The sequence below is a fragment of the Pseudomonas sp. AC112 genome, assembly GCF_979253545.1.
In genome coordinates this window covers 288,886-312,794 of record NZ_CEEDCM010000001.1, presented here as the reverse complement: position 1 = coordinate 312,794, position 23,909 = coordinate 288,886, and the positions used below count along the sequence as shown (strand labels likewise).

The 23,909-nt window shown below is 61.9% G+C and carries 26 protein-coding genes and 1 pseudogene; 25 read left to right on the top strand and 2 right to left on the bottom strand.

Annotated elements, in window-relative coordinates; all coding sequences use genetic code 11:
- Nucleotides 1–49 precede the first annotated feature (49 nt).
- The 21 genes from AC0IYN_RS01565 to phnP all read left to right on the top strand — a co-directional run bounded on the left by AC0IYN_RS01565 (nucleotide 50) and on the right by phnP (nucleotide 16,872).
- Nucleotides 50–805, top strand: a complete 756-nt coding sequence (locus AC0IYN_RS01565; RefSeq protein ID WP_071488491.1) for a heme ABC transporter permease — start codon at nucleotides 50–52, stop codon at nucleotides 803–805.
- Entirely contained in the window at nucleotides 802–978 is a 177-nt protein-coding gene (gene ccmD, locus AC0IYN_RS01560) for a heme exporter protein CcmD (protein ID WP_010211791.1), read from the top strand. The genes AC0IYN_RS01565 and ccmD overlap by 4 nt, the downstream gene beginning before the upstream one ends.
- The gene (gene ccmE, locus AC0IYN_RS01555; protein WP_406597693.1) at nucleotides 975–1,430 is read left to right on the top strand and encodes a cytochrome c maturation protein CcmE; all 456 of its coding nucleotides are present in this window, start codon (nucleotides 975–977) and stop codon (nucleotides 1,428–1,430) included. Before ccmD ends, ccmE begins: the two co-directional genes overlap by 4 nt.
- Before the next feature lie 3 nt (nucleotides 1,431–1,433).
- Nucleotides 1,434–3,422 carry a heme lyase CcmF/NrfE family subunit gene (locus AC0IYN_RS01550; RefSeq protein WP_471840345.1) on the top strand — a complete coding sequence of 663 codons (1,989 nt, stop codon included), beginning with the start codon at nucleotides 1,434–1,436 and terminating at the stop codon, nucleotides 3,420–3,422.
- Nucleotides 3,419–3,955, top strand: a complete 537-nt coding sequence (locus tag AC0IYN_RS01545) for a DsbE family thiol:disulfide interchange protein (protein ID WP_016978490.1) — start codon at nucleotides 3,419–3,421, stop codon at nucleotides 3,953–3,955. The genes AC0IYN_RS01550 and AC0IYN_RS01545 overlap by 4 nt, the downstream gene beginning before the upstream one ends.
- Complete coding sequence (locus AC0IYN_RS01540; protein ID WP_078047592.1) at nucleotides 3,952–4,425, top strand: cytochrome c-type biogenesis protein; 474 nt, start codon at nucleotides 3,952–3,954, stop codon at nucleotides 4,423–4,425. Before AC0IYN_RS01545 ends, AC0IYN_RS01540 begins: the two co-directional genes overlap by 4 nt.
- Nucleotides 4,418–5,602, top strand: coding sequence for a c-type cytochrome biogenesis protein CcmI (ccmI, locus tag AC0IYN_RS01535; RefSeq protein WP_471840343.1), 1,185 nt, complete (start codon nucleotides 4,418–4,420; stop codon nucleotides 5,600–5,602). The genes AC0IYN_RS01540 and ccmI overlap by 8 nt, the downstream gene beginning before the upstream one ends.
- Before the next feature lie 15 nt (nucleotides 5,603–5,617).
- Nucleotides 5,618–6,013: a hypothetical protein gene (locus AC0IYN_RS01530; RefSeq protein ID WP_028615689.1), complete on the top strand. Its 396-nt coding sequence runs from the start codon at nucleotides 5,618–5,620 to the stop codon at nucleotides 6,011–6,013.
- A 393-nt stretch (nucleotides 6,014–6,406) separates the two neighbouring features.
- The gene (gene phnC / locus AC0IYN_RS01525; protein ID WP_457240003.1) at nucleotides 6,407–7,240 is read left to right on the top strand and encodes a phosphonate ABC transporter ATP-binding protein; all 834 of its coding nucleotides are present in this window, start codon (nucleotides 6,407–6,409) and stop codon (nucleotides 7,238–7,240) included.
- A gap of 32 nt (nucleotides 7,241–7,272) precedes the next feature.
- A complete protein-coding gene (gene phnD, locus AC0IYN_RS01520) occupies nucleotides 7,273–8,274 on the top strand; it encodes a phosphonate ABC transporter substrate-binding protein (protein WP_457240002.1) in 1,002 nt (333 codons plus the stop codon).
- Between the two features lie 161 nt (nucleotides 8,275–8,435).
- Complete coding sequence (phnE, locus tag AC0IYN_RS01515) at nucleotides 8,436–9,218, top strand: phosphonate ABC transporter, permease protein PhnE (protein WP_033897602.1); 783 nt, start codon at nucleotides 8,436–8,438, stop codon at nucleotides 9,216–9,218.
- 36 nt (nucleotides 9,219–9,254) lie between these two features.
- Nucleotides 9,255–9,959: a phosphonate metabolism transcriptional regulator PhnF gene (gene phnF / locus AC0IYN_RS01510; protein WP_406597698.1), complete on the top strand. Its 705-nt coding sequence runs from the start codon at nucleotides 9,255–9,257 to the stop codon at nucleotides 9,957–9,959.
- 11 nt (nucleotides 9,960–9,970) lie between these two features.
- Nucleotides 9,971–10,408, top strand: a complete 438-nt coding sequence (gene phnG, locus AC0IYN_RS01505) for a phosphonate C-P lyase system protein PhnG (RefSeq protein ID WP_406597699.1) — start codon at nucleotides 9,971–9,973, stop codon at nucleotides 10,406–10,408.
- The gene (gene phnH / locus AC0IYN_RS01500) at nucleotides 10,408–10,998 is read left to right on the top strand and encodes a phosphonate C-P lyase system protein PhnH (protein ID WP_471840340.1); all 591 of its coding nucleotides are present in this window, start codon (nucleotides 10,408–10,410) and stop codon (nucleotides 10,996–10,998) included. Before phnG ends, phnH begins: the two co-directional genes overlap by 1 nt.
- The gene (locus tag AC0IYN_RS01495; protein WP_406597701.1) at nucleotides 10,998–12,074 is read left to right on the top strand and encodes a carbon-phosphorus lyase complex subunit; all 1,077 of its coding nucleotides are present in this window, start codon (nucleotides 10,998–11,000) and stop codon (nucleotides 12,072–12,074) included. Before phnH ends, AC0IYN_RS01495 begins: the two co-directional genes overlap by 1 nt.
- Nucleotides 12,067–12,909 (top strand): alpha-D-ribose 1-methylphosphonate 5-phosphate C-P-lyase PhnJ, encoded by an 843-nt coding sequence (locus tag AC0IYN_RS01490; protein WP_406597702.1) that lies wholly within the window; start codon nucleotides 12,067–12,069, stop codon nucleotides 12,907–12,909. Before AC0IYN_RS01495 ends, AC0IYN_RS01490 begins: the two co-directional genes overlap by 8 nt.
- On the top strand, nucleotides 12,906–13,706 hold the full coding sequence (phnK, locus tag AC0IYN_RS01485) for a phosphonate C-P lyase system protein PhnK (protein ID WP_458376688.1): 801 nt from the start codon (nucleotides 12,906–12,908) through the stop codon (nucleotides 13,704–13,706). Before AC0IYN_RS01490 ends, phnK begins: the two co-directional genes overlap by 4 nt.
- Nucleotides 13,703–14,425 (top strand): phosphonate C-P lyase system protein PhnL, encoded by a 723-nt coding sequence (gene phnL / locus AC0IYN_RS01480; protein ID WP_471840339.1) that lies wholly within the window; start codon nucleotides 13,703–13,705, stop codon nucleotides 14,423–14,425. Before phnK ends, phnL begins: the two co-directional genes overlap by 4 nt.
- Nucleotides 14,415–15,560: an alpha-D-ribose 1-methylphosphonate 5-triphosphate diphosphatase gene (locus AC0IYN_RS01475; protein WP_457267563.1), complete on the top strand. Its 1,146-nt coding sequence runs from the start codon at nucleotides 14,415–14,417 to the stop codon at nucleotides 15,558–15,560. The genes phnL and AC0IYN_RS01475 overlap by 11 nt, the downstream gene beginning before the upstream one ends.
- Nucleotides 15,560–16,132 carry a phosphonate metabolism protein/1,5-bisphosphokinase (PRPP-forming) PhnN gene (gene phnN / locus AC0IYN_RS01470; RefSeq protein ID WP_100491198.1) on the top strand — a complete coding sequence of 191 codons (573 nt, stop codon included), beginning with the start codon at nucleotides 15,560–15,562 and terminating at the stop codon, nucleotides 16,130–16,132. Before AC0IYN_RS01475 ends, phnN begins: the two co-directional genes overlap by 1 nt.
- Nucleotides 16,123–16,872, top strand: coding sequence for a phosphonate metabolism protein PhnP (phnP, locus tag AC0IYN_RS01465; RefSeq protein ID WP_457239997.1), 750 nt, complete (start codon nucleotides 16,123–16,125; stop codon nucleotides 16,870–16,872). Before phnN ends, phnP begins: the two co-directional genes overlap by 10 nt.
- Before the next feature lie 36 nt (nucleotides 16,873–16,908).
- Here phnP and AC0IYN_RS01460 read toward each other — a convergent pair whose 3' ends face one another.
- Nucleotides 16,909–17,787: a LysR family transcriptional regulator gene (locus AC0IYN_RS01460; protein WP_078047606.1), complete on the bottom strand. Its 879-nt coding sequence runs from the start codon at nucleotides 17,785–17,787 to the stop codon at nucleotides 16,909–16,911.
- A gap of 182 nt (nucleotides 17,788–17,969) precedes the next feature.
- Here AC0IYN_RS01460 and AC0IYN_RS01455 point away from each other — a divergent pair.
- The 4 genes and pseudogenes from AC0IYN_RS01455 (at nucleotide 17,970) to AC0IYN_RS01440 (ending at nucleotide 22,474) form a co-directional block, all read left to right on the top strand.
- Nucleotides 17,970–18,159, top strand: a pseudogene (locus AC0IYN_RS01455) (type II toxin-antitoxin system HicA family toxin).
- 11 nt (nucleotides 18,160–18,170) lie between these two features.
- Nucleotides 18,171–18,575 (top strand): type II toxin-antitoxin system HicB family antitoxin, encoded by a 405-nt coding sequence (locus tag AC0IYN_RS01450; RefSeq protein WP_457267564.1) that lies wholly within the window; start codon nucleotides 18,171–18,173, stop codon nucleotides 18,573–18,575.
- A gap of 393 nt (nucleotides 18,576–18,968) precedes the next feature.
- Entirely contained in the window at nucleotides 18,969–20,498 is a 1,530-nt protein-coding gene (locus AC0IYN_RS01445) for a M10 family metallopeptidase C-terminal domain-containing protein (protein ID WP_457267565.1), read from the top strand.
- Between the two features lie 242 nt (nucleotides 20,499–20,740).
- Entirely contained in the window at nucleotides 20,741–22,474 is a 1,734-nt protein-coding gene (locus AC0IYN_RS01440) for a M10 family metallopeptidase C-terminal domain-containing protein (protein ID WP_406597709.1), read from the top strand.
- Between the two features lie 85 nt (nucleotides 22,475–22,559).
- On the opposite strand, the gene AC0IYN_RS01435 is transcribed toward AC0IYN_RS01440, so the two are convergent.
- Entirely contained in the window at nucleotides 22,560–23,756 is a 1,197-nt protein-coding gene (locus AC0IYN_RS01435; protein WP_406597710.1) for an MFS transporter, read from the bottom strand.
- Nucleotides 23,757–23,909: the final 153 nt, after the last annotated feature.

Here is a 23,909-nt window from a genome sequence, read left to right as displayed (position 1 = left end):
CCCTGAGAGCTTCTTGCCAAGACAAGAGGCCACCGTGATGGAAACAGCAATGAACTGGACCTGGTTTCATAAGCTCGGCTCGCCCAAATGGTTCTATGGCATCAGCGGCAAGCTGCTGCCGTGGTTGAGCGTCGCCGCCGTGTTGCTGATCGGCATCGGCCTGGTCTGGGGCCTGGCCTTCGCGCCGCCGGACTACCAGCAAGGCAACAGCTTTCGCATCATCTACATCCACGTGCCCGCCGCGATGCTGGCCCAGTCCTGCTACGTGATGCTGGCGGTGTGCGGCATCGTCGGCCTGGTGTGGAAGATGAAACTCGCGGACGTGGCCCTGCAATGCGCCGCGCCCATCGGTGCGTGGATGACCGCCGTGGCGCTGGTCACCGGCGCGATCTGGGGCAAACCCACCTGGGGCTCGTGGTGGGTGTGGGATGCACGACTAACGTCGATGTTGATCCTGCTGTTCCTGTACTTCGGTCTGATTGCCCTGGGCAACGCGATCAGCAATCGTGACAGCGCCGCCAAGGCCTGTGCGGTGCTGGCGATTGTCGGCGTGATCAACATCCCGATCATCAAATACTCGGTGGAGTGGTGGAACACCCTGCACCAGGGCGCCACCTTCACCCTCACCGAGAAACCGGCAATGCCCGTGGAAATGTGGGCACCGCTGCTGTTGATGGTGCTGGGGTTCTACTGTTTCTTCGGTGCCGTGCTGCTGCTGCGCATGCGCCTTGAAGTGCTCAAGCGTGAAGCCCGCACCAGTTGGGTCAAGGCCGAAGTGCAAAGCAGCCTGGGAGCGCGCGGATGAGTTTTGCTTCTTTCAGCGAGTTTCTCGCCATGGGCCATCACGGCCTGTATGTCTGGACGGCCTATGGCATCTGCCTGGCGGTGCTGGCCCTCAACGTCGCCGCGCCGATCCTGGCCCGCAAGCGTTACCTGCAACAAGAGGCGCGTCGTCTGCGCCGGGAGACCGATAAGTGAATCCGCTGCGTAGAAAGCGTCTGTTGATCATCCTTGCCATCCTGGCCGGCGTCGGCATTGCCGTGACCCTGGCCTTGAGCGCCCTGCAACAGAACATCAACCTGTTCTACACCCCGACCCAGATCGCCAATGGTGAAGCGCCGGTCGACACGCGCATCCGCGCCGGCGGCATGGTGGAAAAGGGCTCGCTCAAGCGTTCCGCAGATTCCCTCGACGTGACCTTCGTGGTCACCGACTTCAACAAGGCCGTGACCATCACCTACCGCGGCATCCTCCCGGACCTGTTCCGCGAAGGCCAGGGCATCGTTGCCCTGGGCAAGCTCAACGCCGACGGCGTGGTGGTGGCCGATGAAGTGCTGGCCAAGCACGATGAGAAATACATGCCGCCGGAAGTCACCAAGGCCCTGAAAGACAGCGGCCAATCCGCGCCAACGCCTGCCAAGGAGGGCTAAGCCATGACGTCCGCACTGTTTATTCCTGAGCTGGGCCAGTTGGCGATGATCCTCGCCCTGTGCTTTGCCATCGTCCAGGCCGTAGTGCCATTGCTCGGCGCCTGGCGCGGTGACCGCTTGTGGATGAGCCTGGCGCAGGCGGCTGCCTGGGGCCAGTTTGCGTTCCTGCTGTTCGCGTTCGGTTGCCTGACCTACGCCTTTATGACCGACGACTTTTCCGTCGCCTACGTGGCCAATAACTCCAACAGCGCGCTGCCTTGGTACTACAAGTTCAGCGCCGTGTGGGGCGCCCACGAAGGGTCGCTGCTGCTGTGGGCGTTGATCCTCGGCGGCTGGACCTTTGCCGTGTCGGTGTTCTCGCGCCAACTGCCGCAAGTGATGCTGGCGCGGGTGCTGGCGGTGATGGGCATGATCAGCATCGGCTTCCTGCTGTTCCTGATCATGACGTCCAACCCGTTCAGCCGCATCCTGCCGCAGATCCCGGCGAACGGGCATGACCTCAACCCGCTGCTGCAAGACATCGGCCTGATCGTGCACCCGCCGATGCTCTACATGGGTTACGTCGGTTTCTCGGTGGCCTTCGCCTTCGCCATCGCCGCCTTGCTTGGCGGGCGCCTCGATGCGGCCTGGGCGCGCTGGTCGCGGCCGTGGACCATCGTCGCCTGGGCCTTCCTCGGGATTGGTATCACGCTTGGCTCCTGGTGGGCGTATTACGAACTCGGTTGGGGCGGCTGGTGGTTCTGGGACCCGGTGGAAAACGCCTCCTTCATGCCCTGGCTGGTCGGCACGGCGCTGATTCACTCGCTGGCCGTCACTGAAAAACGCGGCGTGTTCAAGAGCTGGACCGTGCTGCTGGCCATCGCGGCGTTTTCCCTCAGCCTGCTCGGCACATTCCTTGTGCGCTCGGGCGTGCTCACCTCGGTGCACGCGTTTGCGTCCGACCCTGAGCGCGGCGTGTTCATCCTGATCTTCCTGCTGTTTGTGGTCGGCGGCTCCCTGACGTTGTTTGCGTTGCGCGCGCCAGTGGTCAAGAGCCAGGTCGGCTTCAACCTGTGGTCGCGGGAAACCCTGTTGCTGGGCAATAACCTGGTGCTGGTGGTGGCCGCGTCGATGATCCTGCTCGGCACCCTGTACCCGTTGGTGCTGGACGCCTTGAGCGGCGCCAAGCTGTCCGTGGGCCCGCCGTACTTCAACGCGTTGTTTATCCCATTGATGGGCCTGTTGATGGTGGTGATGGCGGTCGGCGTGCTGGTGCGCTGGAAAGACACGCCAGTCAAATGGCTGGCCGGCATGCTGATGCCGGTGCTGCTCGGCAGCGTGGCCTTGGCGGTGATCGCCGGGTTTGCCTACGGCGACTTCAACTGGGCGGTACTCGCGACCTTCCTGCTCGCCGCCTGGGTATTGCTGGCCGGCGTGCGCGACCTCTTCGACAAGACCCGCCACAAAGGCCTGATCAAAGGCCTGCCAACCCTGACCCGCAGCTACTGGGGCATGCAGATCGCCCATATCGGCATCGCCGTGTGCGCCCTGGGCGTGGTGCTCTCCAGCCAGAACAGCGCCGAGCGCGACCTGCGCCTGGCGCCGGGCGAGTCCATGGACCTGGCCGGTTACCACTTCATCTTCGAAGGCGCCAAGCACTTCGAAGGGCCGAACTTCACGTCAGACAAAGGCACGGTGCGCGTCGTCCGTAACGGCAAGGAAATCGCCGTGCTGCACCCGGAAAAACGCCTGTACACCGTGCAGAGTTCGATGATGACCGAGGCCGGTATCGATGCCGGTTTCACCCGCGACCTCTATGTGGCGCTGGGTGAACCCTTGGGCGAGGGCGCCTGGGCGGTGCGGGTGCACGTCAAACCATTCGTGCGCTGGATCTGGTTCGGCGGCTTGCTCACCGGTTTCGGCGGTTTGCTGGCCGCGATGGACCGGCGTTATCGGGTCAAGGTCAAGAGCCGGGTGCGTGAAGCCCTCGGCCTGCAGGGAGCGGCGGCATGAAGCGTTGGTTGATGGTGGTACCGCTGGCGATGTTTCTGGTGGTGGCGGTGTTCCTGTATCGCGGTCTTTATCTGGACCCGGCCGAGCTGCCCTCGGCGATGATCGGCAAGCCGTTCCCGGCGTTCAGCCTGCCAACGGTGCAGGGCGACAAGACCCTGACCCAGGCCGACCTGCTGGGCAAACCCGCCCTGGTCAACGTGTGGGGCACCTGGTGCATCTCCTGCCGCGTCGAGCACCCGGTGTTGAACAAGCTGGCCGAGAAGGGCGTGGTGATCTATGGCATCAACTACAAGGACGACAACGCCGCAGCCTTGAAATGGCTGGCCGAGTTCCATAACCCGTACCAACTGGATATCCGCGATGAAGACGGCAACCTCGGCCTGAACCTTGGTGTCTACGGCGCTCCGGAAACCTTCTTTATCGATGCCAAGGGCGTGATCCGCGACAAGTACGTCGGCGTGATCGACGAGGTGGTCTGGCGCGAGCAACTGGCTGCCAAGTACCAGGCGCTGGTCGATGAGGCCAAGCCATGAAGCGTCTGTTAGCCGCTGCGGTGCTGGCGCTGGGATTGGCCGGCGTGGCCCACGCTGCCATCGACACTTATGAATTCGCCAAGGACGGTGACCGCGAGCGCTTCCGCGAACTCACCAAGGAACTGCGTTGCCCCAAGTGCCAGAACCAGGACATCGCCGACTCCAACGCGCCCATCGCCGCCGACCTGCGCAAAGAGATTTTCCGCATGCTGGGGGAGGGCAAGGACAACCAGCAGATCATCGACTTCATGGTCGACCGCTACGGTGATTTCGTGCGTTACAAACCGGCGCTCACCGGCAAGACCGCGCTGCTGTGGTTCGGCCCTGCCGGGCTGTTGTTGGCGGGCGTGGTGGTGATGGCGGTGATCGTGCGCCGCCGTCGCGCCGCACCGACTGACGGTTCCGACGCGCTGTCCTTAGATGAGCGTAAACGCCTCGACCAATTGCTGGACACCAAGACTGATGATTGATTTCTGGCTCGCAGCCGGCTTGCTGCTTCTGATTGCCCTGAGTTTCCTGTTGATCCCTGTACTGCGTGGCCGTCGTGCCCAGCGTGAAGAGGACCGCACCGCGTTGAACGTGGCGCTCTACCAGGAACGTGTCGCCGAGTTGCAAGTGCAGCAGGACGAAGGCGTGCTCAACGCCGCGCAACTCGACACCGGCCGCGCCGAAGCGGCGCGTGAATTGCTGGCTGACACCGAAGGCGTGGAAAAACCCCGCGAATCGCGTCTGGGCAAGCCATTGCCATTTTTGGCGGCGTTTTTGGTGCCGGTCTTGGGCGTTGCGCTGTACCTGCATTACGGGGCCAGCGACAAGGTCGAACTGACCCGTGAATTCTCCCAGCCGCCGGTGTCCATGGAAGACATGACCCACCGCCTGGAACGCGCCGCCGCCGCCCAGCCGGACTCGGCGGAAGGCCTGTACTTCCTTGGCCGTGCCTACATGGCCCAGGATCGCTCCGCCGATGCGGCCAAGGTTTTCGAACGCACCGTCGCCCTGGCCGGTCGCCAGCCGGAACTGCTCGGCCAGTGGGCCCAGGCGCAGTATTTTGCCGACAACAAACAGTGGTCGCCCAAGGTGCAAGCGCTGACGGACGAGGCGTTGAAGCTTGATCCGAAGGAAGTCACCAGCCTCGGCCTGTTGGGTATCGCTGCCTTTGAAGGCCAGCGTTATCAGGAGGCAATCGACTACTGGAATCGCCTGTTGGCCCAGTTGCCCCCGGAAGATAACTCCCGCGCCGCCCTGCAAGGCGGTATCGACCGCGCTGCCGAGAAGCTCAAGGAAAGCGGCGGCACCGTCGCGCAGAAGGCCGTATTGCACGTCCGCGTGGACCTGTCCGCCGAGGCGAAAGCCAACGCTTTGCCAAGCGACAGCGTGTTCATCTTCGCCCGGGCGGTCAGTGGCCCACCGGCGCCATTGGCGGCCAAGCGTGTCACCGTCGCCGAACTGCCGATCACCGTCGAACTGGGCGATGCCGACGCGATGATGCCGCAGTTGAAACTGTCGAACTTCCCCGAAGTCCAACTGGTTGCGCGCATATCCCGGGCCGGTGTTCCGACCGCTGGCGAATGGATCGGCCGCAGCCAACCCTTGGCCAGCACCACCACTGCCTTGCAGCAGCTGACCATCGACAGTCCGGACAAGTAATCGAGGGAAACGCCTATGACCGCATTTGCACGCATCACCTTGCTCAGCCTGGTACTCGGCCTGAGCGCTTGTGCGGTCCACCGCCCACCTCCCGCGCCCACCGGCCCGACCATCCCACCGTCAGGCCCGTCGACCCAGCCGAGCACCAAGCCCTCGGGCCCGGTGACTCCAGCACCGAAACCCGTGCCGACCAAATCGCCGACCTTCGCCCCACCACCGGGCGCGGCCAGTCACTGGGACGGCAAGATGCAGGTGTATGTGCTGGAAGAACAGCCCGACACCTTCTACCGCCAGCGCACTTACTACCGCTGGAGCAACGGCTGGAGCCGCTCGATCAGCCCGAACGGGCCATGGGAAGAGACCGACGTGCAAGGCGTGCCGCCGGGACTGAGCAAGCAATACGCGCAATGAAAAAAGGCGACCTTCGGGTCGCCTTTTTCATGCCTGTGAATCGCGTTCTCCAATCCAATGAAGATCACCTGTGGGAGCCGGGCTTGCCCGCGATGGCGGCGTGTCAGGTACCGAATCAATTGCAGCTAAACCGCCATCGCAGAGGTGCGGCGATCCGACAGGCCAGTTTCCACAGGAGACCTCATCGGCTGTCAGGCCACCGGACACGCCCGACTCAGCACTTCATTCACCGTGGGAACGATCATTCGGCCACTTCCAACCTTTCACAAAACCTTCATCCAACCGACCCCCTCCAGTCATGTGCAAGTAATAGCACTGACACCTCCCGCGCCTACTGTCGTTTGAACTCAACCGCAGCCATCCCCTGGCTGTTCAAACAAGACAGAGAAGCCCATGACTCACGCTATCCATGTCGATCACTTGAACAAGACCTTTGCGAAGAAATCCGCATTGGTCGACCTCGAACTCACCATTGCCCCGGGTGAGATGGTCGCGCTGATTGGCGCTTCCGGTTCCGGCAAGTCCACCTTGTTGCGTCACCTGGCGGGCCTGGCCTGTTGCGACAAGAGCAATGGCGGCAGCGTCAAGGTGTTGGGCCGGGAAGTGCAAGCCAGTGGGCGCTTGAATGGCAAGGTGCGGCGGCTACGCGCAGACATCGGCTACATCTTCCAGCAGTTCAACCTGGTCAATCGCCTGAGCGTGCTCGACAACGTGCTGCTCGGCTGCCTGGGTCGCATGCCGCGCTGGCGTGGCAACCTGGGGTTGTTCAACGCCGAGGAAAAAGCGTTTGCCCTGGAGTCCCTGGCACGTGTGGGCCTGGCCGATCTGGCCGCGCAACGTGCTTCGACCTTGTCCGGTGGCCAGCAGCAGCGCGTGGCGATTGCCCGTGCGTTGACCCAGCGCGCCGAGGTGATCCTCGCCGACGAACCCATCGCCTCCCTCGACCCGGAGTCGGCGCGCAAGGTGATGGAGATCCTCGCCGACATCAACCGCTGCGACGGCAAGACCGTGGTGGTGACCCTGCATCAAGTCGATTACGCCATGCGTTATTGCCCGCGGGCCGTGGCGCTCAAGGGCGGGCGCATTCATTTCGACGGGCAGGGCAGTGCGATGAGCAGCCAGTTTCTCAATGATTTGTACGGTGCCGACGTCGACACCAGCCTGATGTTTTCCGACCAGACCCGCCATACCACCGTGACCCCTCGGCTGGCCCTGGCACGCGCTTGAAACCCTACTCACGACCCACAGGAATCCCGTCCATGTTGAACCGTATCGGCCAAGTGTTTCTGTCCGCCGCGTTGTTGGCCAGTGTCGCCATGGGCAATGCCTATGCGGCCGACAAAGCCATCAATTTCGGCATCATGTCCACCGAGTCTTCGCAGAACCTCAAGAGCATTTGGCAGCCGTTCCTGGATGACATGCACAAGAAGACCGGCCTGACCATCAACGCCACCTTCGCCTCCGACTACGCGGGCCTGATCCAAGGCATGCGCTTCAACAAGGTCGATGTGGCCTGGCTGGGCAACAAGGCCGCGATGGAAGCGGTGGACCGCTCCAACGGCGAGATCTTCGCCCAGACTGCCGCCGCCAACGGTGCCGCCGGTTACTGGAGCGTGCTGATCGTGCGCAAGGACAGCCCGATCAACAACGTCGAGGACATGCTCAAGAATGCCAAGCACCTGACCTTCGGCAACGGTGACCCGAACTCCACCTCGGGCTACCTGGTGCCGGGCTACTACGTGTTTGCCAAGAACAATGTGGACGCCGCCACCGCGTTCAAGCGCACGCTCAACTCCAGCCATGAAGTCAACGCACTGAGCGTGGCCAAAGGGCAGTTGGACGTGGCCACTTTCAACACCGAAAGCTGGGACCGTCTTGAAGTGACCCAGCCGGACAAGGCCGCGATGCTCAAGGTGATCTGGAAATCACCGCTGATCCCGGCCGACCCGATGGTGTGGAGCAAGGCGCTGAGCGACAGCGAGAAGACCAAGATCCGCGACTTCTTCGCCCACTACGGCGACACCGATGAAGAGAAGGCCGTGCTGAAGAACATGCAGCTGGGCAAGTTCCTGCCTTCCAGCGACGACCAACTGTTGCCAATCCGCCAGCTGGAGCTGTTCAAGCAGCGCACCACGATCAGCGCCGACGACAAGTTGGAAGCGGCTGACAAGGCCAAGAAGCTCGCCGACATCGACGCCGACCTGGCGAAGCTGCAACAGCGCATCTCCGAGCTCGACAAAAAGACCGCAGCCAACGGCTAACCCCCTGTAGGAACCGGGTTTATGTGGGAGCGGGCTTGCTCGCGAAAGCGGTGAATCAGTCGCCGGATGCATTGAATGACACACCGCATTCGCGAGCAAGTCGAATCGTCGCACCGCCGCTCCCACAGAGATCCAGTTCCCACCGTTATTGAGAGTGCCCCATGACTACCTTGCACGCTGAAGCCGTCGGCAAACGCACCTGGCCGCAATACCTCGGCTGGGGCCTGTTCCTGGTCCTGCTGGCCTGGGCCTGGCACGGCGCCGAGATGAACCCGCTGGCGCTGTACCGCGATTCCGGAAACATGGCGACCTTCGCCGCCGACTTCTTCCCGCCCGACTTCCACGAATGGCGCTCCTACCTCAAGGAGATGATCGTCACCGTACAAATCGCCCTCTGGGGCACGGTGCTGGCCATCGTCTGCTCGGTGCCGCTGGGCATCTTGTGCGCCGACAACATCACCCCCTGGTGGATCCACCAACCCCTGCGCCGGGTGATGGACGCGTTCCGCTCCATCAACGAAATGGTGTTCGCCATGTTGTTCGTCGTTGCGGTCGGCCTCGGTCCGTTCGCTGGCGTATTGGCCCTGTGGATCAGCACCACGGGCGTTCTCGCCAAGCTGTTTGCCGAAGCCGTCGAAGCCATCGACCCAGGCCCGGTGGAAGGCGTGCGTGCTACCGGCGCCAGTGCCCTGCAGGAAGTGATCTACGGCGTGATCCCCCAGGTGATGCCGCTGTGGGTGAGCTACGCGCTGTACCGCTTCGAAGCCAACGTGCGTTCGGCCACGGTGGTGGGCATGGTCGGCGCGGGCGGGATCGGCGTGATCCTCTGGGAAAACATCCGCGCCTTCCAGTTCGTCCAAACCTGCGCGGTGCTGCTGGTGATCATTGTGGTGGTGAGCTGTATCGATGTGCTGTCCCAACGCCTGCGCAAGCAGTTCATCTGACCTCGGAGGGGTGCCCGCGCGGCGCTTTTTTTAAGCATGCAGTTGTCTAGACAAGATGAGCCGGTGTACCGCGAACTCGCGGATATCCTGCGCCGTGAATTGAGCAGCTACAGCGCCGGCGACTTCCTGCCCGGCGAGGTGCACATGGCCGAGCGTTTTGGCGTCAACCGCCACACCTTGCGCCGCGCCATCGATGAGTTGGTGTTCGAGGGCAGCCTGTTGCGCCGCCAGGGCAAGGGCACCCAGGTGCTCGACCGCCCGCTGATTTACTCGATGGGCGCCGAGACCTCCTACAGCCAGTCGCTGTCGGCCCAGGGCGTGGGCGTGCAGGCGCTGTTGCTCAAGCGCCGCTACTGCTACGCCAGCCGCGATGAAGCACGGCACCTGGGCATCGCCGAAATGGCGCCGATGATCGAGCTGCAAACCCTGCGCAAGCTCGACCACCAGCCCGTCAGCCTGATCCGCCACCGCTACTGCGCCAGCCGTGCGCCGTTGTTGGCCGACTACACCGGCGGCTCGCTGCGCCAATACCTGCGCGAACGTGACCTGCCGCTGGCCCGCACCCAAAGCCTGATCGGCGCGCGTTTGCCCAACCGTGATGAAGCCGCGCTGCTGCTGATGCCTCGGCACTTGCCGGCCCTCACCGTCTTTACCCTTTCCTGCGATCGCGACGGCCGCCCGGTGGAGCTGGCGCAGTCCACCAGCCGTTCGGATCGCTTCCAGTACCAAGTGGTGACCTGATGGAGACCCTGATGAATCTGTCCCCGCGTCAGCATTGGATTGGTGTGCTCGCCCGCGCCCAATTCAGTGAACTGCAACCTCACGAAGCCGCGTTGAAAGACGCGGAATACCAACTGATCCGTGCCCCGGAAGTCGGCATGACCCTGGTGCGCGGCCGCATGGGCGGCAATGGCGCGCCATTCAACGTCGGCGAAATGAGCGTGACCCGCTGCGTGGTGCGCCTGGCCGATGGCCGCACCGGCTACAGCTACCTGGCCGGGCGCGACAAGGTCCATGCCGAGCTGGCCGCCCTGGCCGACGCTCACCTGCAAGGCGCTCATCCCTGCATTTGGCTCAGCGATTTGATCACCGCGCTGGCCAGTGCCCAGGCTCAGCGCCGCGCGCAAAAAGAAGCCGACACCGCGGCCACCAAGGTCGAGTTCTTCACCCTGGTGCGAGGAGAAAACTGATGAATGCTCAGCTGTTGCAACCGGCCTTTGTCGACCCGGTGCTCGACGCCCAGCGCGGCTTTCGCAGCGCGCTCAAGGCCCTGGCCGAACCGGGTCTGATCCAGCACTTGCCGTCCGCCCCTCGCCTCGACGGCTTGGCGCCCGCCACCTATGCGCTGTGCCTCGCGTTGCTGGACGGCGACACGCCGCTGTGGCTTTCACCGAGCTTCGACACACCGCTGATCCGCGCCAACCTGACCTTTCACTGCGGCTGCCCGTTGACGTCGAATCGCGAAGACGCGGTCTTCGCGCTGCTCGGTGAACAGGACCTGCTCGACCTCAGTGGCTTCGACCACGGCAATGACCGCTACCCCGACCAGTCCTGCACCTTGCTCGTGCAGCTCACCGACCTGGAGTCCGGTCGCGGCCTGCTCTGGCGCGGCCCGGGCATCAAGGCCCAGCGTCAGGTGCACCTGCCGGTGCCACAAGCCTTCTGGCAGGAACGCCAGCGTCGCGAAGCCTTCCCCCGTGGCCTGGATGTGTTGTTTGCCGCCGGCGATCACCTGATCGGCCTGCCACGCAGCAGCCGCATCGCAGAGGAGCACGCCTGATGTACGTAGCCGTCAAAGGTGGCGAACAGGCCATCGACAATGCCCACCGCCTGCTGGCGAAAAAGCGCCGGGGCGACACCGCGATTCCTGAATTGAGCGTGACGCAAATCCGCGAGCAATTGCCATTGGCCGTGGCGCGAGTGATGACCGAAGGCTCGCTGTTCGATGAGGAACTCGCCGCGCTGGCGATCAAGCAAGCGGCGGGGGACCTGGTGGAAGCGATCTTCCTGCTGCGTGCCTACCGCACCACGCTGCCGCGCTTCAGCCCGAGCCTGCCGATCGACACCGCGCACATGTCGCTGAGCCGGCGCTTGTCGGCCACGTTCAAGGACGTGCCGGGCGGTCAATTGCTCGGCCCGACCTTCGACTACACCCATCGCCTGTTGGATTTTGCACTGCTGGCCGAAGGTGAATACCCGGGGCCGCAGACCACGCCGCAGGCGAGCCTCGAAGCCTGCCCACGCGTTCTCGGCCTGCTCGCTAAAGAAGGCCTGATCAAGAATGAAACTGACGACAACGCCAGCGTCGCCGACATCACCCGCGACCCGCTGGAGTACCCCGCCAGCCGCGCCGAACGCCTGCAAGCCCTGGCCCGTGGTGACGAGGGCTTCCTGTTGGCACTGGGCTATTCGACCCAACGTGGCTACGGCCGCAACCACCCGTTTGCCGGCGAGATCCGCATCGGCGATGTGGAGGTGTGGATCGACCCGGAGGAACTGGGTTTTCCCATCTGCCTGGGCAGCATCGAAGTGACCGAGTGCGAGATGGTCAACCAGTTCGTCGGCTCGGCCACCGAGTTGGCGCAGTTCACGCGCGGGTATGGCCTGGCGTTCGGGCATGCCGAGCGCAAGGCCATGGGCATGGCGTTGGTCGACCGCTCGCTGCGCGCCGGGGAATACAACGAAGAGATCGTCTCGCCGGCCCAGCGTGAAGAGTTCGTGCTGGCCCACTGCGACAACGTCGAGGCCGCGGGCTTTGTCTCGCACCTCAAATTACCGCACTACGTGGACTTCCAGTCCGAGCTGGAACTGATCCGCAAACTGCGCCAACCCGCCGAGGGCTCCCGCCATGAATGACACGGCCTACAACTTCGCCTACCTCGACGAACAGACCAAACGCATGATCCGCCGCGCCTTGCTCAAGGCGGTGGCGATCCCGGGTTACCAGGTGCCGTTCGGCGGCCGCGAGATGCCATTGCCGTACGGTTGGGGCACCGGCGGCATGCAATTGACCGCCGCGATCCTGGGGGATGATGACGTGCTCAAGGTCATCGACCAGGGCGCCGACGACACCACCAACGCCGTCTCCATCCGCCGCTTCTTCGCCCGTACCGCTGGCGTCGCCACCACCGAAGCCACACCGGACGCCACGGTGATCCAGACCCGCCACCGCATCCCGGAGACGCCGCTGCGGGCTGGCCAGATCATGGTCTACCAAGTGCCGATCCCCGAGCCGCTGCGCTTCATCGAACCGTCGGAAACCGAGACCCGCACCATGCACGCCCTCAACGATTACGGGGTGATGCACGTGAAGCTCTACGAAGACATCGCCACCTTCGGCCATATCGCCACCAGCTACGCCTACCCGGTAATGGTCGACGAGCGCTACGTGATGGACCCGTCGCCGATCCCTAAATTCGACAACCCCAAGCTCGACATGAGCCCGGCGCTGATGCTGTTCGGCGCCGGTCGCGAAAAGCGCCTGTACGCGGTGCCGCCGTACACCGAAGTCACCAGCCTCGACTTTGAAGACCACCCCTTCGAAGTGCAGCAGTGGGAACACAACTGCGCGATCTGCGGCAGCCACGAATCCTTCCTCGATGAGCTGATTCTGGACGATGCGGGAACCCAGAGTTTTGTCTGTTCCGACACCTGGTATTGCGCCCAACGGGTTCTGGAGAACAACCAATGAGCCAGGTTCTTTTGAAGCAAAAAGCCGGCGCACCGCTACTGCAAGTGCGTGACCTGTCCCTGTTGTACGGCCCGGAGAAGGGCTGCCAGGGCGTGAGCTTCGATTTGTACCCCGGTGAAGTGCTGGGCATCGTCGGCGAGTCCGGCTCGGGCAAGTCCACCTTGCTCTCGCTATTGAGCGGGCGGCTGCCGCCGCAAGCGGGGAGCATCGGCTACCGCAGCAAGGACGGCGAATGGCTGGATTTGTACAGCGCCAGCGAAGCCGAGCGCCGCACCTTGCTGCGTACCGAATGGGGCTTTGTCGAACAGAACCCTCGCGACGGTTTGCGCATGGGCGTGTCAGCCGGCGCCAACATCGGCGAGCGCCTGATGGCCCAGGGCGTGCGCAATTACGCGCAACTGCGCGGCGCCGGCCTCGACTGGTTGGGCCAGGTGGAAATCGACCCGCAACGTATCGATGACTTGCCGCGCACCTTCTCCGGCGGCATGCAGCAACGCCTGCAAATCGCCCGCAACCTCGTCTCCAGCCCGCGTCTTGTGTTCATGGACGAACCCACTGGCGGCCTCGACGTGTCGGTGCAAGCGCGCCTGCTCGACTTGCTGCGCAGCTTGGTTCGCGAGCTGGATTTGGCCGTGGTGATCGTCACCCACGACCTGGCCGTCGCGCGCCTGTTGGCCGACCGCCTGATGGTGATGCGTCGCTCCCGTGTGGTGGAAACCGGGCTCACCGACCAGATCCTCGACGATCCACAGCACCCTTACTCTCAACTGCTGGTGTCTTCGGTATTACAGCCATGACAAATGCCTTGATCGAGGTCCGTGACCTCTCGAAAACCTTCACCCTGCATCAGCAACATGGCGTGGTGCTCAACGTGCTGCGCGGCGTCGAGTTCAGTGTGCAGGGCGGTGAATGCCTGGTGCTGCACGGCCAGTCCGGCGCGGGTAAGAGCACCTTGCTGCGCACTTTGTACGGTAACTATTTGCCAGCGGGTGGCAGCATTCGCGTGCGCCATGCTGGCGAGTGGCTGGAGTTGGTTGGCGCCGAGCCGCGCGACATTCTCCAGGTGCGCCAGCAGACCCTGGGCTACGTCAGCCAATTCCTGCGGGTGATCCCCCGCGTGGCCTGCCTGGATGTGGTGATGGAGCCGGCGTTGGCCCGAGGCTGGTCGAAGGCCAATGCGCAGTCGCGTGCCGAGCACCTGCTGACGCGTCTGAATATCCCGCAACGCCTGTGGCAACTGGCGCCCGGCACCTTTTCCGGCGGCGAGCAACAGCGCGTCAACATCGCCCGCGGTTTCATGGTGGCCTGGCCGGTGATGCTGCTGGACGAACCCACCGCGTCGCTGGACGACAACAACCGCCAGGTGGTGCTGGAGCTGATGAACGAAGCCAAGGCCGCCGGCGCGGCGCTGATTGGTATCTTCCACGACCGCGCCGCCCGTGAAGCCGTTGCCGACCGCCATTTCGACATGACCCCCACGCCCGTTGCCGCAGAGGAATACGCCCATGCCCGCTGAACAGATCCTCAGTAATGCCCGGATTGTCACGGCTGATCGCATGTTCCTCGGTTCGGTGGTGCTGCGCGACGGCAAGATCGTCGACCTCGCCGAAGGCCGCAGCCAGTTGCCCCAGGCCCAGGACCTGGGCGGCGATTTCCTCTTGCCTGGCCTGGTGGAGCTGCACACCGACAACCTGGAAAAGCACATGACCCCGCGCCCCGGCGTGGACTGGCCGTCGACCTCGGCCGTGCTGAGCCATGATGCGCAGATCATCGCAGCGGGCATCACCACAGTGTTCGACGCGGTGTCCATTGGCGACGTGAACCCCAAGGGCAACCGCATGAAGAAGCTGCCGGCGATGCTCGACGCCATCGCCCAGGCGGAAGGCGCCGGCCTGACCCGTGCCGAGCACCGCCTGCACCTGCGTTGCGAGCTGTGCCACCCGGACACCCTCAGCGTGTTCCGCGACCTGGTGGAAAACCCGTTGGTGCAACTGGTGTCGGTGATGGACCATTCGCCGGGCCAGCGCCAGTTCGTGCTCGAATCCAAGTACCGTGAGTACTACATGGGCAAGTACCACCTGAACGACGAAACCATGGACGCGTTCATCGTGCTGCAAAAGGCCAACTCCCTGGCGTACAGCGACCGTTATCGCGCCGCCATCGTCGAGCATTGCCTGGCGCGCGGTCTGTCCGTCGCCAGCCACGACGATGCGACATTGGCCCATGTGCAAGAGTCGGCGCGCTACGGCATGACCATCGCCGAATTCCCCACCACCCTGGAGGCCGCGAAGGGCTGCCAGGCGCTGGACATGAAAGTGTTGATGGGCGCGCCGAACGTGGTGCGCGGTGGGTCGCACTCGGGTAATGTGGCCGCCGCCGGCCTGGCGGCCGAGGGATTGCTGGATATACTTTCCAGCGACTACTACCCGGCCAGCCTGTTGCAGGCTGCGTTCGTGCTGGCCGACCAGCAGGACGGCGGCGACCTGTCGCGGGCGGTCAAGATGATCAGCCTGGCGCCCGCACAAGCGGCAGGTCTCAAGGATCGCGGCGAAATCGCCATCGGCCTGCGTGCCGACCTGGTCCAGGCCCGCAGCCGCGAAGGGCTTCCTGTGGTGCAACAAGTATGGCGACAAGCGAAGAGGGTGTTTTGATGGCAGGCAGGTTGATCTATCTCATCGGGCCTTCCGGCTCGGGCAAGGACAGCCTGCTGGACGCCGCACGCCCCCGTTTGGCCGAGCGCGGTTGCCGCATTGTGCGCCGCGTCATTACCCGCTCGGCGGAAGCGGTGGGCGAAGCGGCGCAGGGCGTGAGCCCCGAGGCATTTGCGACGATGCAGGGCGAGGGCGCGTTTGCCCTCAGTTGGCAGGCCAATGGGTTGTCCTACGGGATTCCCAGGGAAATCGACGACTGGCTGGCGGCGGGTGACGACGTGCTGGTCAACGGCTCGCGCGCGCACCTGGCGCAGGCGCGCGAACGCTATCCGACGGCGTTGGTGCTGCTGCTGACGGTGGATCAGGCGGTGTTGCGCCAACGCTTGATCGCACGCGGGCGTGAGGCGCTGACGGACATCGAAGCGCGGCTGGCACGCAACGCGCGGTTTACCGCCGAGCTGATTGCCGGCAACGGGGCAGGGTTGTTTGTGCTGGATAACTCCGGTCCGCTTGCTCATACGGTCGAGCGCCTGCTCTGCTGCCTCGACCACGGTCATTCGGCATGCGCCTGACCCTGCTCGGCACCGGTGACGCGCGGCAAGTCCCGGTGTATGGCTGCGAGTGTGCTGCCTGCGGGTTGGCGCGCAGTGATGACAGCTTGCGCCGTCGCCCCTGCAGTGCGTTGATCGAATGCGGCGGGCAGCGCTGGTTGATCGACAGCGGCTTGCCCGACCTCACCGAACGCTTCCCGCCGCGCAGTTTCAACGGGATTTTGCAGACCCACTATCACGCCGATCATGCCCAAGGGTTGCTGCACCTGCGCTGGGGCCAGGGGCTGGTGATCCCGGTGCACGGGCCGGCGGACCCGGAGGGTTTGTCCGACCTCTACAAGCACCCGGGTATCCTGGACTTCAGCCAACCCTTCCGCGAATTCGAAACCCGGCAGTTGGGCGAGTTGAGCGTCACGGCGTTGCCACTGCAGCATTCCAAGCTCACCCTGGGCTATCTGCTGGAAGGCGAGGGGCGACGCATCGCCTACCTCACCGACACTGTCGGCCTACCAGCGGCAACCCTGGCCTGGCTGCAACGCGAACCATTGGACGTGCTGGTGCTGGATTGCTCCATGCCGCCGCAGCCGCAGGCGCCACGCAACCACAATGACCTGACGCTGGCGTTGCAGAGTATCGAGGACACCGGCGCGCAGTTGGGCGTATTGACCCATGTCGGGCATACGCTGGACGCCTGGTTGCTGGAACATCGCCGCGAGTTGCCACGGCATGTCACGGTCGGCTGGGATGGCCGGATCATCTGAACACCCCCCAACCCCGCAGGAGCCGGCTTGCCGGCGCTACGCCATTAACCCTTCAACGTATTCGATAAACGCCTTGGCCTTGGCACTCGGCATTCGACCCGTCGGTAATACCGCCCAGAGATCCTTCGGCGGGAGCTCCCAGTCGGTCAACACGGCTTTCACCTCACCCCTGGCCAATTCCGGGCCGAACATCCATTCGGACGTCATCGCCAGGCCGTGGTGGGCGAGCACGCCAGCGCGCAAGCCTTCGGAAGACGTGACGCGCAAGCGCCCGCGAGCAGCGATGGCGTGCTCGTGCGGGCCCTGTTTGAAGGGCCAGAGCGGGCTCTCCCCGAGGCTGTAGATCACAGCCTGGTGGTTGAGGATATCCGCCGGGCTTTGTGGCTCGCCGAAACGTTCGAAGTAAGCCGGGGTGCCGAACACCCGGCTTGGGCTTTGGCCAAGCCGGCGAGCAGTGAGACCGGAATCACTCAGGTTGCCGATACGCAGGGCGACGTCGATGCCGTCTTCAACCAGGTTGAGGATGCGGTCGTCGAGCAACACGTCGATGTTCAGGCCAGGGTGCTGGTCAAGGAAGGGTCCCAGGTTGGGAATGATCCGCATGCGGGAGAATGTCACGCCGGCGCTGACCCGCAGGTTGCCCGTTAATCCTGCGCCCGCGCCCCGGGCGGCCTCGTCAGCTTCGTCGGCTTCGAAAATGGCGCTCTTGGCTTTTTCGAAAAACGCCAGGCCTGCCTCGGTGGGCGTCAGGCCCCTGGTCGAACGCAGCACCAACCGCACGGCCAGGCGTGCTTCCAATTGCGCGATGCTTTTGGACACGGCGGGTTGGCCGATGCCCAGGCGCTTGGCAGCGGCCGAGAAGGAGCCGGTCTCAACGACGTGAACGAAGGTTTCCATGGCAGTGAGACGGTCCATCGGGTGTTCCTGTTGGCGGGGCGGCGCTCAAGCCTAAGGCGATGGGCTGCCGGTGTCATGCGTTTCCGGCGTTGTACTTTCAATATTCAGTAAAACAGCCGTCAGTCAGGCGTGTGAATTTTGTGCTTGAGTAAAGATAACTCCAGGGTTACTTTTATTCAGGCCAAGCCAAGGAGGCTCGGGTGCAAAGCAGGTTATTGATCAAGGAACTGCAAGAGGCAGGTTGGGTGCTGGATCGGGTCACGGGAAGTCATCATATTTTTACCCATCGCTATAGCCCGTACACCCTTCCAGTGCCCCCATCCAAAGAAGGACTTGCCGCTGGGCACCGTCAGAAGCATCAGGAAACGCGCCGGCTTGTTTCAGTTTTAAGGAGAGCATTCATGCAATACCCAATCTGTATCGAATGGGGCGATGACTTCAGTGCCACCGGTATCCAGATCCCCGATATCCCAGGTGCAGTCACCGCCGGGGACAGTTTTGAAGAGGCGTACAACGCCGCCGTGGAAGTCGCGCACATCATGCTGCAAGAGATCGCCGCAGAGGGCGGGACGATTCCGATGCCCACGTCGGTCGCCCAGTACCATGCCCACGAGGACTACGCCGGGATGGGCTGGGGTATGTTGGAGCTGGACGTCACGCCCTACCTGGGCAAAACCGAGAAGGTCAATGTGACCCTGCCCGGTTATGTCATCCAGCGCATCGACCGCTATGTGCGGGAGCACAAGGTCAAAAGTCGCTCGTCATTCTTGGCGGACGCGGCATTGGAGAAGTTGGTGCGGTCCTAGGGCAGTCAGGCCATGACTGGGCAGCAACGCGAACGGCTGGAGGCGAGGCTGTCAGATAAGGGCGGTATTTTCGCCTGATTTTATTCAAGTATGTTTGGTTGGTTTCCTAATGTTTGAAATTAAGATCCTGACTGAATTTAGTTGTTTGTTTACAAGGTTTCTCGTTCGGAAAATCAAGTGTCTATCGATTTGAGTATGTCGAGAGAACAGGTTTTCTAATGGCGGTGGTGTGTTTTTTTTACGGGTGTGTTTATTAAGCGGTATTGCAAAACAATAGGGGTGGCGAAGGGGTGATTAATTTGGGAGTTTTATTCACCTGACAACGGATGGGTCAGCGTTTGTATTTCACCTACATGGACGGATTGCTCTTCACCACCCAGAGTATTAATCGTCATGCACATTCCGGTCAGGCAGCCTTCCCAGCAACCGCCTGCGCACCCGTCGCACGCCCTGTTGTCAGCGTTTGATAGCGGCGCTTTCCGATGGCCAAGTAATAAGAAGTCGTTAAATACCGATCAGGCGGCTAAGCAGATAACGCGAGGTAACTTCAAGTTTCATGATCGAAATCGAGACGGTAAGGTTGTGGTGGGCTTTAGTTTCTCTAGCGGTTTAACCGCGGATCAGAAAGAACGTGCCCGGCAGGCATTGAAGTCTTATGCCGACGTTGCCAACATTTCCTTTGTCGAAAACAGTGCCCATGTGGATGGGGCCATTGTCATAAGAGGCATGCCGGGTTCCTGGTCGGGCTGGGCGGACTCTCCCAACCAGTACCAATCGAACGTAACGGCAAATGTAGGCACAGGAGGCGCGGGCGGCAACCCTAAAGTGGGCAGCCACTTCTTGTTCCTGCTGGCCCATGAGTTGGGGCACACCCTGGGCTTGCAACATCCGGGCGGTTATGACGGCGGTGGAAGTTACGAATTCGATGCTGAATACGCGCAGGACACCAAGGCCCGCACTGTCATGAGCTATTGGTCGGAGCTTAAACAACCGGGCCATGGCTTCAACCAACAGCAACCGGCTGCGCCCATGATTGACGATATTGCGGCCCTCCAGCGCCTGTACGGGGCGAATACGCGCACCCGTAATACCAACACTGTTTACGGGTTCAACTCCAACACCGAGCGTGAGCACTACAGCCTCAAGAGCGCCCACGACAAACCCGTCTTCAGCGTCTGGGATGGCGGCGGCGAGGACACCCTGGATTTTTCCGGCTTTGCCCACAAACAAAACATCAACCTCAATGCCGAGGCGTTTTCGGATGTCGGGGGGCTACGGGGGAACGTGTCGATCGCCAAGGGCGTGGTCGTGGAGAATGCTATTGGCGGTTCCGGTAGCGATTCGTTGACGGGCAACCACGCCCATAACCGTTTGAAGGGTGGAGGGGGCAGCGACACGTTACGCGGCGGAGCAGGCGCCGACACGTTTGTGTACGACCGCGTCAGCGACTCAACACCGCAGGCACCTGATTTTATCCAGGACTTCACCAGCGGCAGCGACAGAATCGATCTGGCCGGCGTACTTCGAGAGGCGGGTCTCACGTCGTTGACCTTCTCTGATGCCCTCAGTGGGCGCGCGGGCGACGCCGTGCTCAGCCACGACGCGGCTACCGGGCGTTCCACACTGTCTGTGGACACCAAGGGCAAGGGTAAGGCTGACCTGTTGATCACCAGCCAGGGTGAAATCAAGCAGGCCGATGTGATCTGGAGCGGTGAGAGCGCGGCCGTGACGCCCGTTCCCACGCTCGAACCCACGGCTGAGCCCACTCCAGAACCGGAACCTGATCCCGGGCCAGACTCCACGCCAGAACCGGTTCCCCACCCGGCTCCAGGGTACGGTCCCGGGCTGCTAGAACGGGTGGGCAAACAAATACTGTCGGGTATCTCGAGCGCCGCGAAGTGGATATTCGGGTGGTTCCGGTAAACGCTTGTAAATGTAAACACTGTCACCAGTCGTTAACAGTTTCTAAGAACAGAAGTTGATATAAATTTTAATCGGTTATTTGTTTTCAGTGAATGGCCAGCGTTTCACTTTGTATAAGTAATGTGCTTGTTTGGCGTATTTATTACGTGCGATTTTGCAGCTGAGTTAATAGTGTGCTTGTTAATAAGTCGCTCTTGTGTAGAGCGTTGTCTTGTTGCTACTGAAAATCCAGAGGGCGGTTCATGAAAACAACAAATGTTCCCACGGTTGCGAGCACGGCTGGGGCTTTGAATTATCACGCGTTGAAATCGGCGATGGGTCAAACTTCCTACACGACGGATCAGGCCGCGAAACATCTTACTCGAAGGGGGCTTAAATGGAGGGATAAAGACAACGATGGGAAAGTCGACCTTTCTTATACGTTGGACTCAAGATTCACCCCCAATCAGAAGTCGCGGATCAGGGAGAGTCTCAAGTCCTGGGCGGAGGTGACCAACGTGACGTTCAAGGAGAATGCCCAAGGGCGTGATGGCTCCCTCAATATCTCAGCCATACCAGGATACGGAGGGGGCGTCGCGTCCCTGCCCACGGGGAACTCGGTGGGGTCGGTTAATATCGGTACTGGCGGTGCTGATGGAAAGCTGGAGCATGGGACGCTGTTTGATCTGGTATCGGTCCATGAACTCGGTCATGCCCTTGGCCTTGAGCATCCTCACGAAGAGGGCCCGAGATATCAGGAGGACTCAACCGCCTACACCGCCATGAGCTACCGCGATGCGTCTTTTGGCGATCATCCTTACAGCGGGAAAAAAATCGCTGCCCCCATGATGCACGATATCGCTGCGGTGCAAAGGTTATACGGTGCAAACACCGATACTCGAAAAACCAACACGATCTACGGTTTCAATTCCAATACCGGTCGAGACTTCTACAGTCTTGAGAGCGCCAAGGACAAACCTATATTCAACGTTTGGGACGGCGGTGGGACCGACACACTGGACTTCTCCGGTTTTCGCCAAAAACAGAAGATCAACCTGAATGCCGAATCCTTTTCGGACGTCGGAGGCATGAATAACAACGTTTCCATCGCCAAAGGCGTCACGGTGGAAAATGCTGTCGGTGGTTCCGGTGATGACACCCTGATCGGTAACGAGGTGGGCAACCGCCTCAAGGGTGGGAAGGGAGCGGACAGGCTGGAAGGCGGGGGCGGGGCAGATGTTTTTGTCTATGAAGGCGCCGCAGATTCCACGCCAGAGTCGCCAGATCAGATTCTGGATTTTGTCAGCGGCACTGACAAAATAGGCCTGCACGAGTTGTTGAATCGCGCTGCCTTGAAACATCTTTATGTGGTTGACGCCTTTACCGGCCGTGCTGGCGATGCCGTGTTGAGCTACAACGAGAGCACCGCTGAGGGGAGTTTGTCTATCGACATGACAGGGAATGGAAAACCCGATTTTCAGGTGAAAAGTAAGGGGAAAATTCATTACATGGATTTGTTGGTCACGCCTGAGCCAGCCATCTCAATCGAACCCACGCCGACCTCAACCAAAGGTACGCCGACAGCGACGGATCCAACCCCACCTTCAACGTCCGATACGCCAAGGACAAAAAGAGAGGGCAATACAAAAGACGCCAGGGACGGCAAGACGCACACCTACAATTCTGCTTCTGAATCGAACTGCCGCAAGTTCGATACCTTGGATGGCTTCGTAAGTGGCAAGGACAAGCTTGATATCTCCAACATGGCTGCAGAGTCGGGTGTCACGTTGACACAGGTAGAAAGGTTCTCGGGTAGGGCGGGTGAGGTCTACATCAGGAAGTCAGGTGAAGACGGTCGGTACTGGGTTGCCGTTGATTTGGATGGAGACAAGCACACCGATTTTCTTGTCAACAGTCCTAAGGTGATAAGGGCTGGGGACATTGTGGGGATGAAGTTGAACTCAGCCTATTATCGGTCGGTATCCTCGCGTACTTGATGGCACTGCGTCCTCTTGGGCGATGACCCAGCCAAAGCTGCCCTACTTCACGGGCGGGCGGCTTTGGCAGGGGGCGCCAAACACCTCAGGCGGTTGCCACTGACGTCTCACGGGAAGCACTCAGAAAACGCAGCAACGCCACCAGCGGGAATGCACTGCCCACCAGCATCACTCCCAGCCAGCCGCCATGTTCGTACACGCTGCTGGCAATCGCCGAGCCGAAGGCGCCGCCGATGAAAATGCTGGTCATGTACAGCGCGTTCAGGCGGCTGCGGCTGTTGGCGTCGAGGGCGTAGATGGCGCGTTGGCCGAGCACCATGTTCATCTGCACACAGAAGTCCAGGACCACGCCCGTCACCGCCAGGCCGATCACGCTGTACAACGGGTGCACGAAAGCCGGCAGGAAACTCAGCGCAGCGAACAGCATGGCCAGCAGCGAAGCGCGGTGGGTGTGACCGGCATCGGCCAGGCGGCCGGCGATGGGTGCGGCAATCGCACCCAGCGCACCGACCAGGGCGAACAGGGCGATCTCGCTTTGGCTCAGGCCGTGGTTGCGCGCCAGTTCCAGTGGGGCGGCGGTCCAGAACAGGCTGAAGGTGGCGAACATGCACCCTTGGTAGAACGCTCGTTGGCGCAATACCGGCTGCTCACGCAGCAAGGTGCCGAGGGAGCGCAGCAGTTGACCATAGCTGGCGCTGTGGTCGGGTTGGCGCTTGGGGATGGTGATCAGCAGCACCACGCTGATAAACGCCATCAACGCCGCCGCCGCCATGAACATCGCGCGCCAGCCGAAGTGGTCCGCCACCACGCTGGATACCGGGCGTGCCAGCAGGATACCGAGCAACAGGCCGCCCATGATGCTACCGACCACCCGGCCACGGGACTCGGCGGGCGCCAGATGCGCGGCCAGCGGAATCAGGATTTGCACCGACACCGAACTGAAACCGATCAGCAGCGACACCAGCAGGAACAGGTTCGGCTGCTCGGTGACCGCTGCACCCAACAGGCTGGCGATGGCGAGCACGGTGGTGGCAATCATCAGCTTGCGGTTTTCCAGCAGGTCACCCAACGGCACCAGGAAAAACAGGCCCAGGGCGTAGCCGATTTGCGTCAGCGACACGATCAGGCTGGCCATGGCGGGGGTGAGGCCGATGTCTGGCGCGATCAGTTCAATGATCGGTTGTGCGTAGTAGATGTTGGCAACGATGGCACCGCAGCAAAACGCGAACAGCATCACCATGCTCCGGGTCATGGTGGTTGTAGCGTGGGACGTAGCGTTCATGGTGTTCTCATAAAAGCGAAGGAAAGTGGGGCGAGCCTAAAGACAACACCTTAGCCCGGGTAGGCCGCTGGCAGTGATAACACTCATGCCCGGTAATGATGAGTGAATCGTTAACTTTCTGCGCGAAGGGTGATGATACATTCAGGCACAACT

Coding starts and splice junctions, on each gene's coding strand:
- AC0IYN_RS01440 (WP_406597709.1), top strand. CDS start 20,741: ATGAAAACAACAAATGTTCCCACGGTTGCGAGCACGGCTGGGGCTTTG.
- AC0IYN_RS01445 (WP_457267565.1), top strand. CDS start 18,969: ATGCACATTCCGGTCAGGCAGCCTTCCCAGCAACCGCCTGCGCACCCG.
- AC0IYN_RS01435 (WP_406597710.1), bottom strand. CDS start 23,756: ATGAACGCTACGTCCCACGCTACAACCACCATGACCCGGAGCATGGTG.
- ccmD (WP_010211791.1), top strand. CDS start 802: ATGAGTTTTGCTTCTTTCAGCGAGTTTCTCGCCATGGGCCATCACGGC.
- AC0IYN_RS01495 (WP_406597701.1), top strand. CDS start 10,998: ATGTACGTAGCCGTCAAAGGTGGCGAACAGGCCATCGACAATGCCCAC.
- phnN (WP_100491198.1), top strand. CDS start 15,560: ATGGCAGGCAGGTTGATCTATCTCATCGGGCCTTCCGGCTCGGGCAAG.
- AC0IYN_RS01530 (WP_028615689.1), top strand. CDS start 5,618: ATGACCGCATTTGCACGCATCACCTTGCTCAGCCTGGTACTCGGCCTG.
- AC0IYN_RS01550 (WP_471840345.1), top strand. CDS start 1,434: ATGACGTCCGCACTGTTTATTCCTGAGCTGGGCCAGTTGGCGATGATC.
- phnC (WP_457240003.1), top strand. CDS start 6,407: ATGACTCACGCTATCCATGTCGATCACTTGAACAAGACCTTTGCGAAG.
- phnG (WP_406597699.1), top strand. CDS start 9,971: ATGAATCTGTCCCCGCGTCAGCATTGGATTGGTGTGCTCGCCCGCGCC.
- phnP (WP_457239997.1), top strand. CDS start 16,123: ATGCGCCTGACCCTGCTCGGCACCGGTGACGCGCGGCAAGTCCCGGTG.
- phnL (WP_471840339.1), top strand. CDS start 13,703: ATGACAAATGCCTTGATCGAGGTCCGTGACCTCTCGAAAACCTTCACC.
- AC0IYN_RS01460 (WP_078047606.1), bottom strand. CDS start 17,787: ATGGACCGTCTCACTGCCATGGAAACCTTCGTTCACGTCGTTGAGACC.
- phnF (WP_406597698.1), top strand. CDS start 9,255: ATGCAGTTGTCTAGACAAGATGAGCCGGTGTACCGCGAACTCGCGGAT.
- AC0IYN_RS01490 (WP_406597702.1), top strand. CDS start 12,067: ATGAATGACACGGCCTACAACTTCGCCTACCTCGACGAACAGACCAAA.
- ccmI (WP_471840343.1), top strand. CDS start 4,418: ATGATTGATTTCTGGCTCGCAGCCGGCTTGCTGCTTCTGATTGCCCTG.
- AC0IYN_RS01450 (WP_457267564.1), top strand. CDS start 18,171: ATGCAATACCCAATCTGTATCGAATGGGGCGATGACTTCAGTGCCACC.
- phnD (WP_457240002.1), top strand. CDS start 7,273: ATGTTGAACCGTATCGGCCAAGTGTTTCTGTCCGCCGCGTTGTTGGCC.
- phnK (WP_458376688.1), top strand. CDS start 12,906: ATGAGCCAGGTTCTTTTGAAGCAAAAAGCCGGCGCACCGCTACTGCAA.
- AC0IYN_RS01565 (WP_071488491.1), top strand. CDS start 50: ATGAACTGGACCTGGTTTCATAAGCTCGGCTCGCCCAAATGGTTCTAT.
- phnH (WP_471840340.1), top strand. CDS start 10,408: ATGAATGCTCAGCTGTTGCAACCGGCCTTTGTCGACCCGGTGCTCGAC.
- AC0IYN_RS01475 (WP_457267563.1), top strand. CDS start 14,415: ATGCCCGCTGAACAGATCCTCAGTAATGCCCGGATTGTCACGGCTGAT.
- AC0IYN_RS01540 (WP_078047592.1), top strand. CDS start 3,952: ATGAAGCGTCTGTTAGCCGCTGCGGTGCTGGCGCTGGGATTGGCCGGC.
- AC0IYN_RS01545 (WP_016978490.1), top strand. CDS start 3,419: ATGAAGCGTTGGTTGATGGTGGTACCGCTGGCGATGTTTCTGGTGGTG.
- phnE (WP_033897602.1), top strand. CDS start 8,436: ATGACTACCTTGCACGCTGAAGCCGTCGGCAAACGCACCTGGCCGCAA.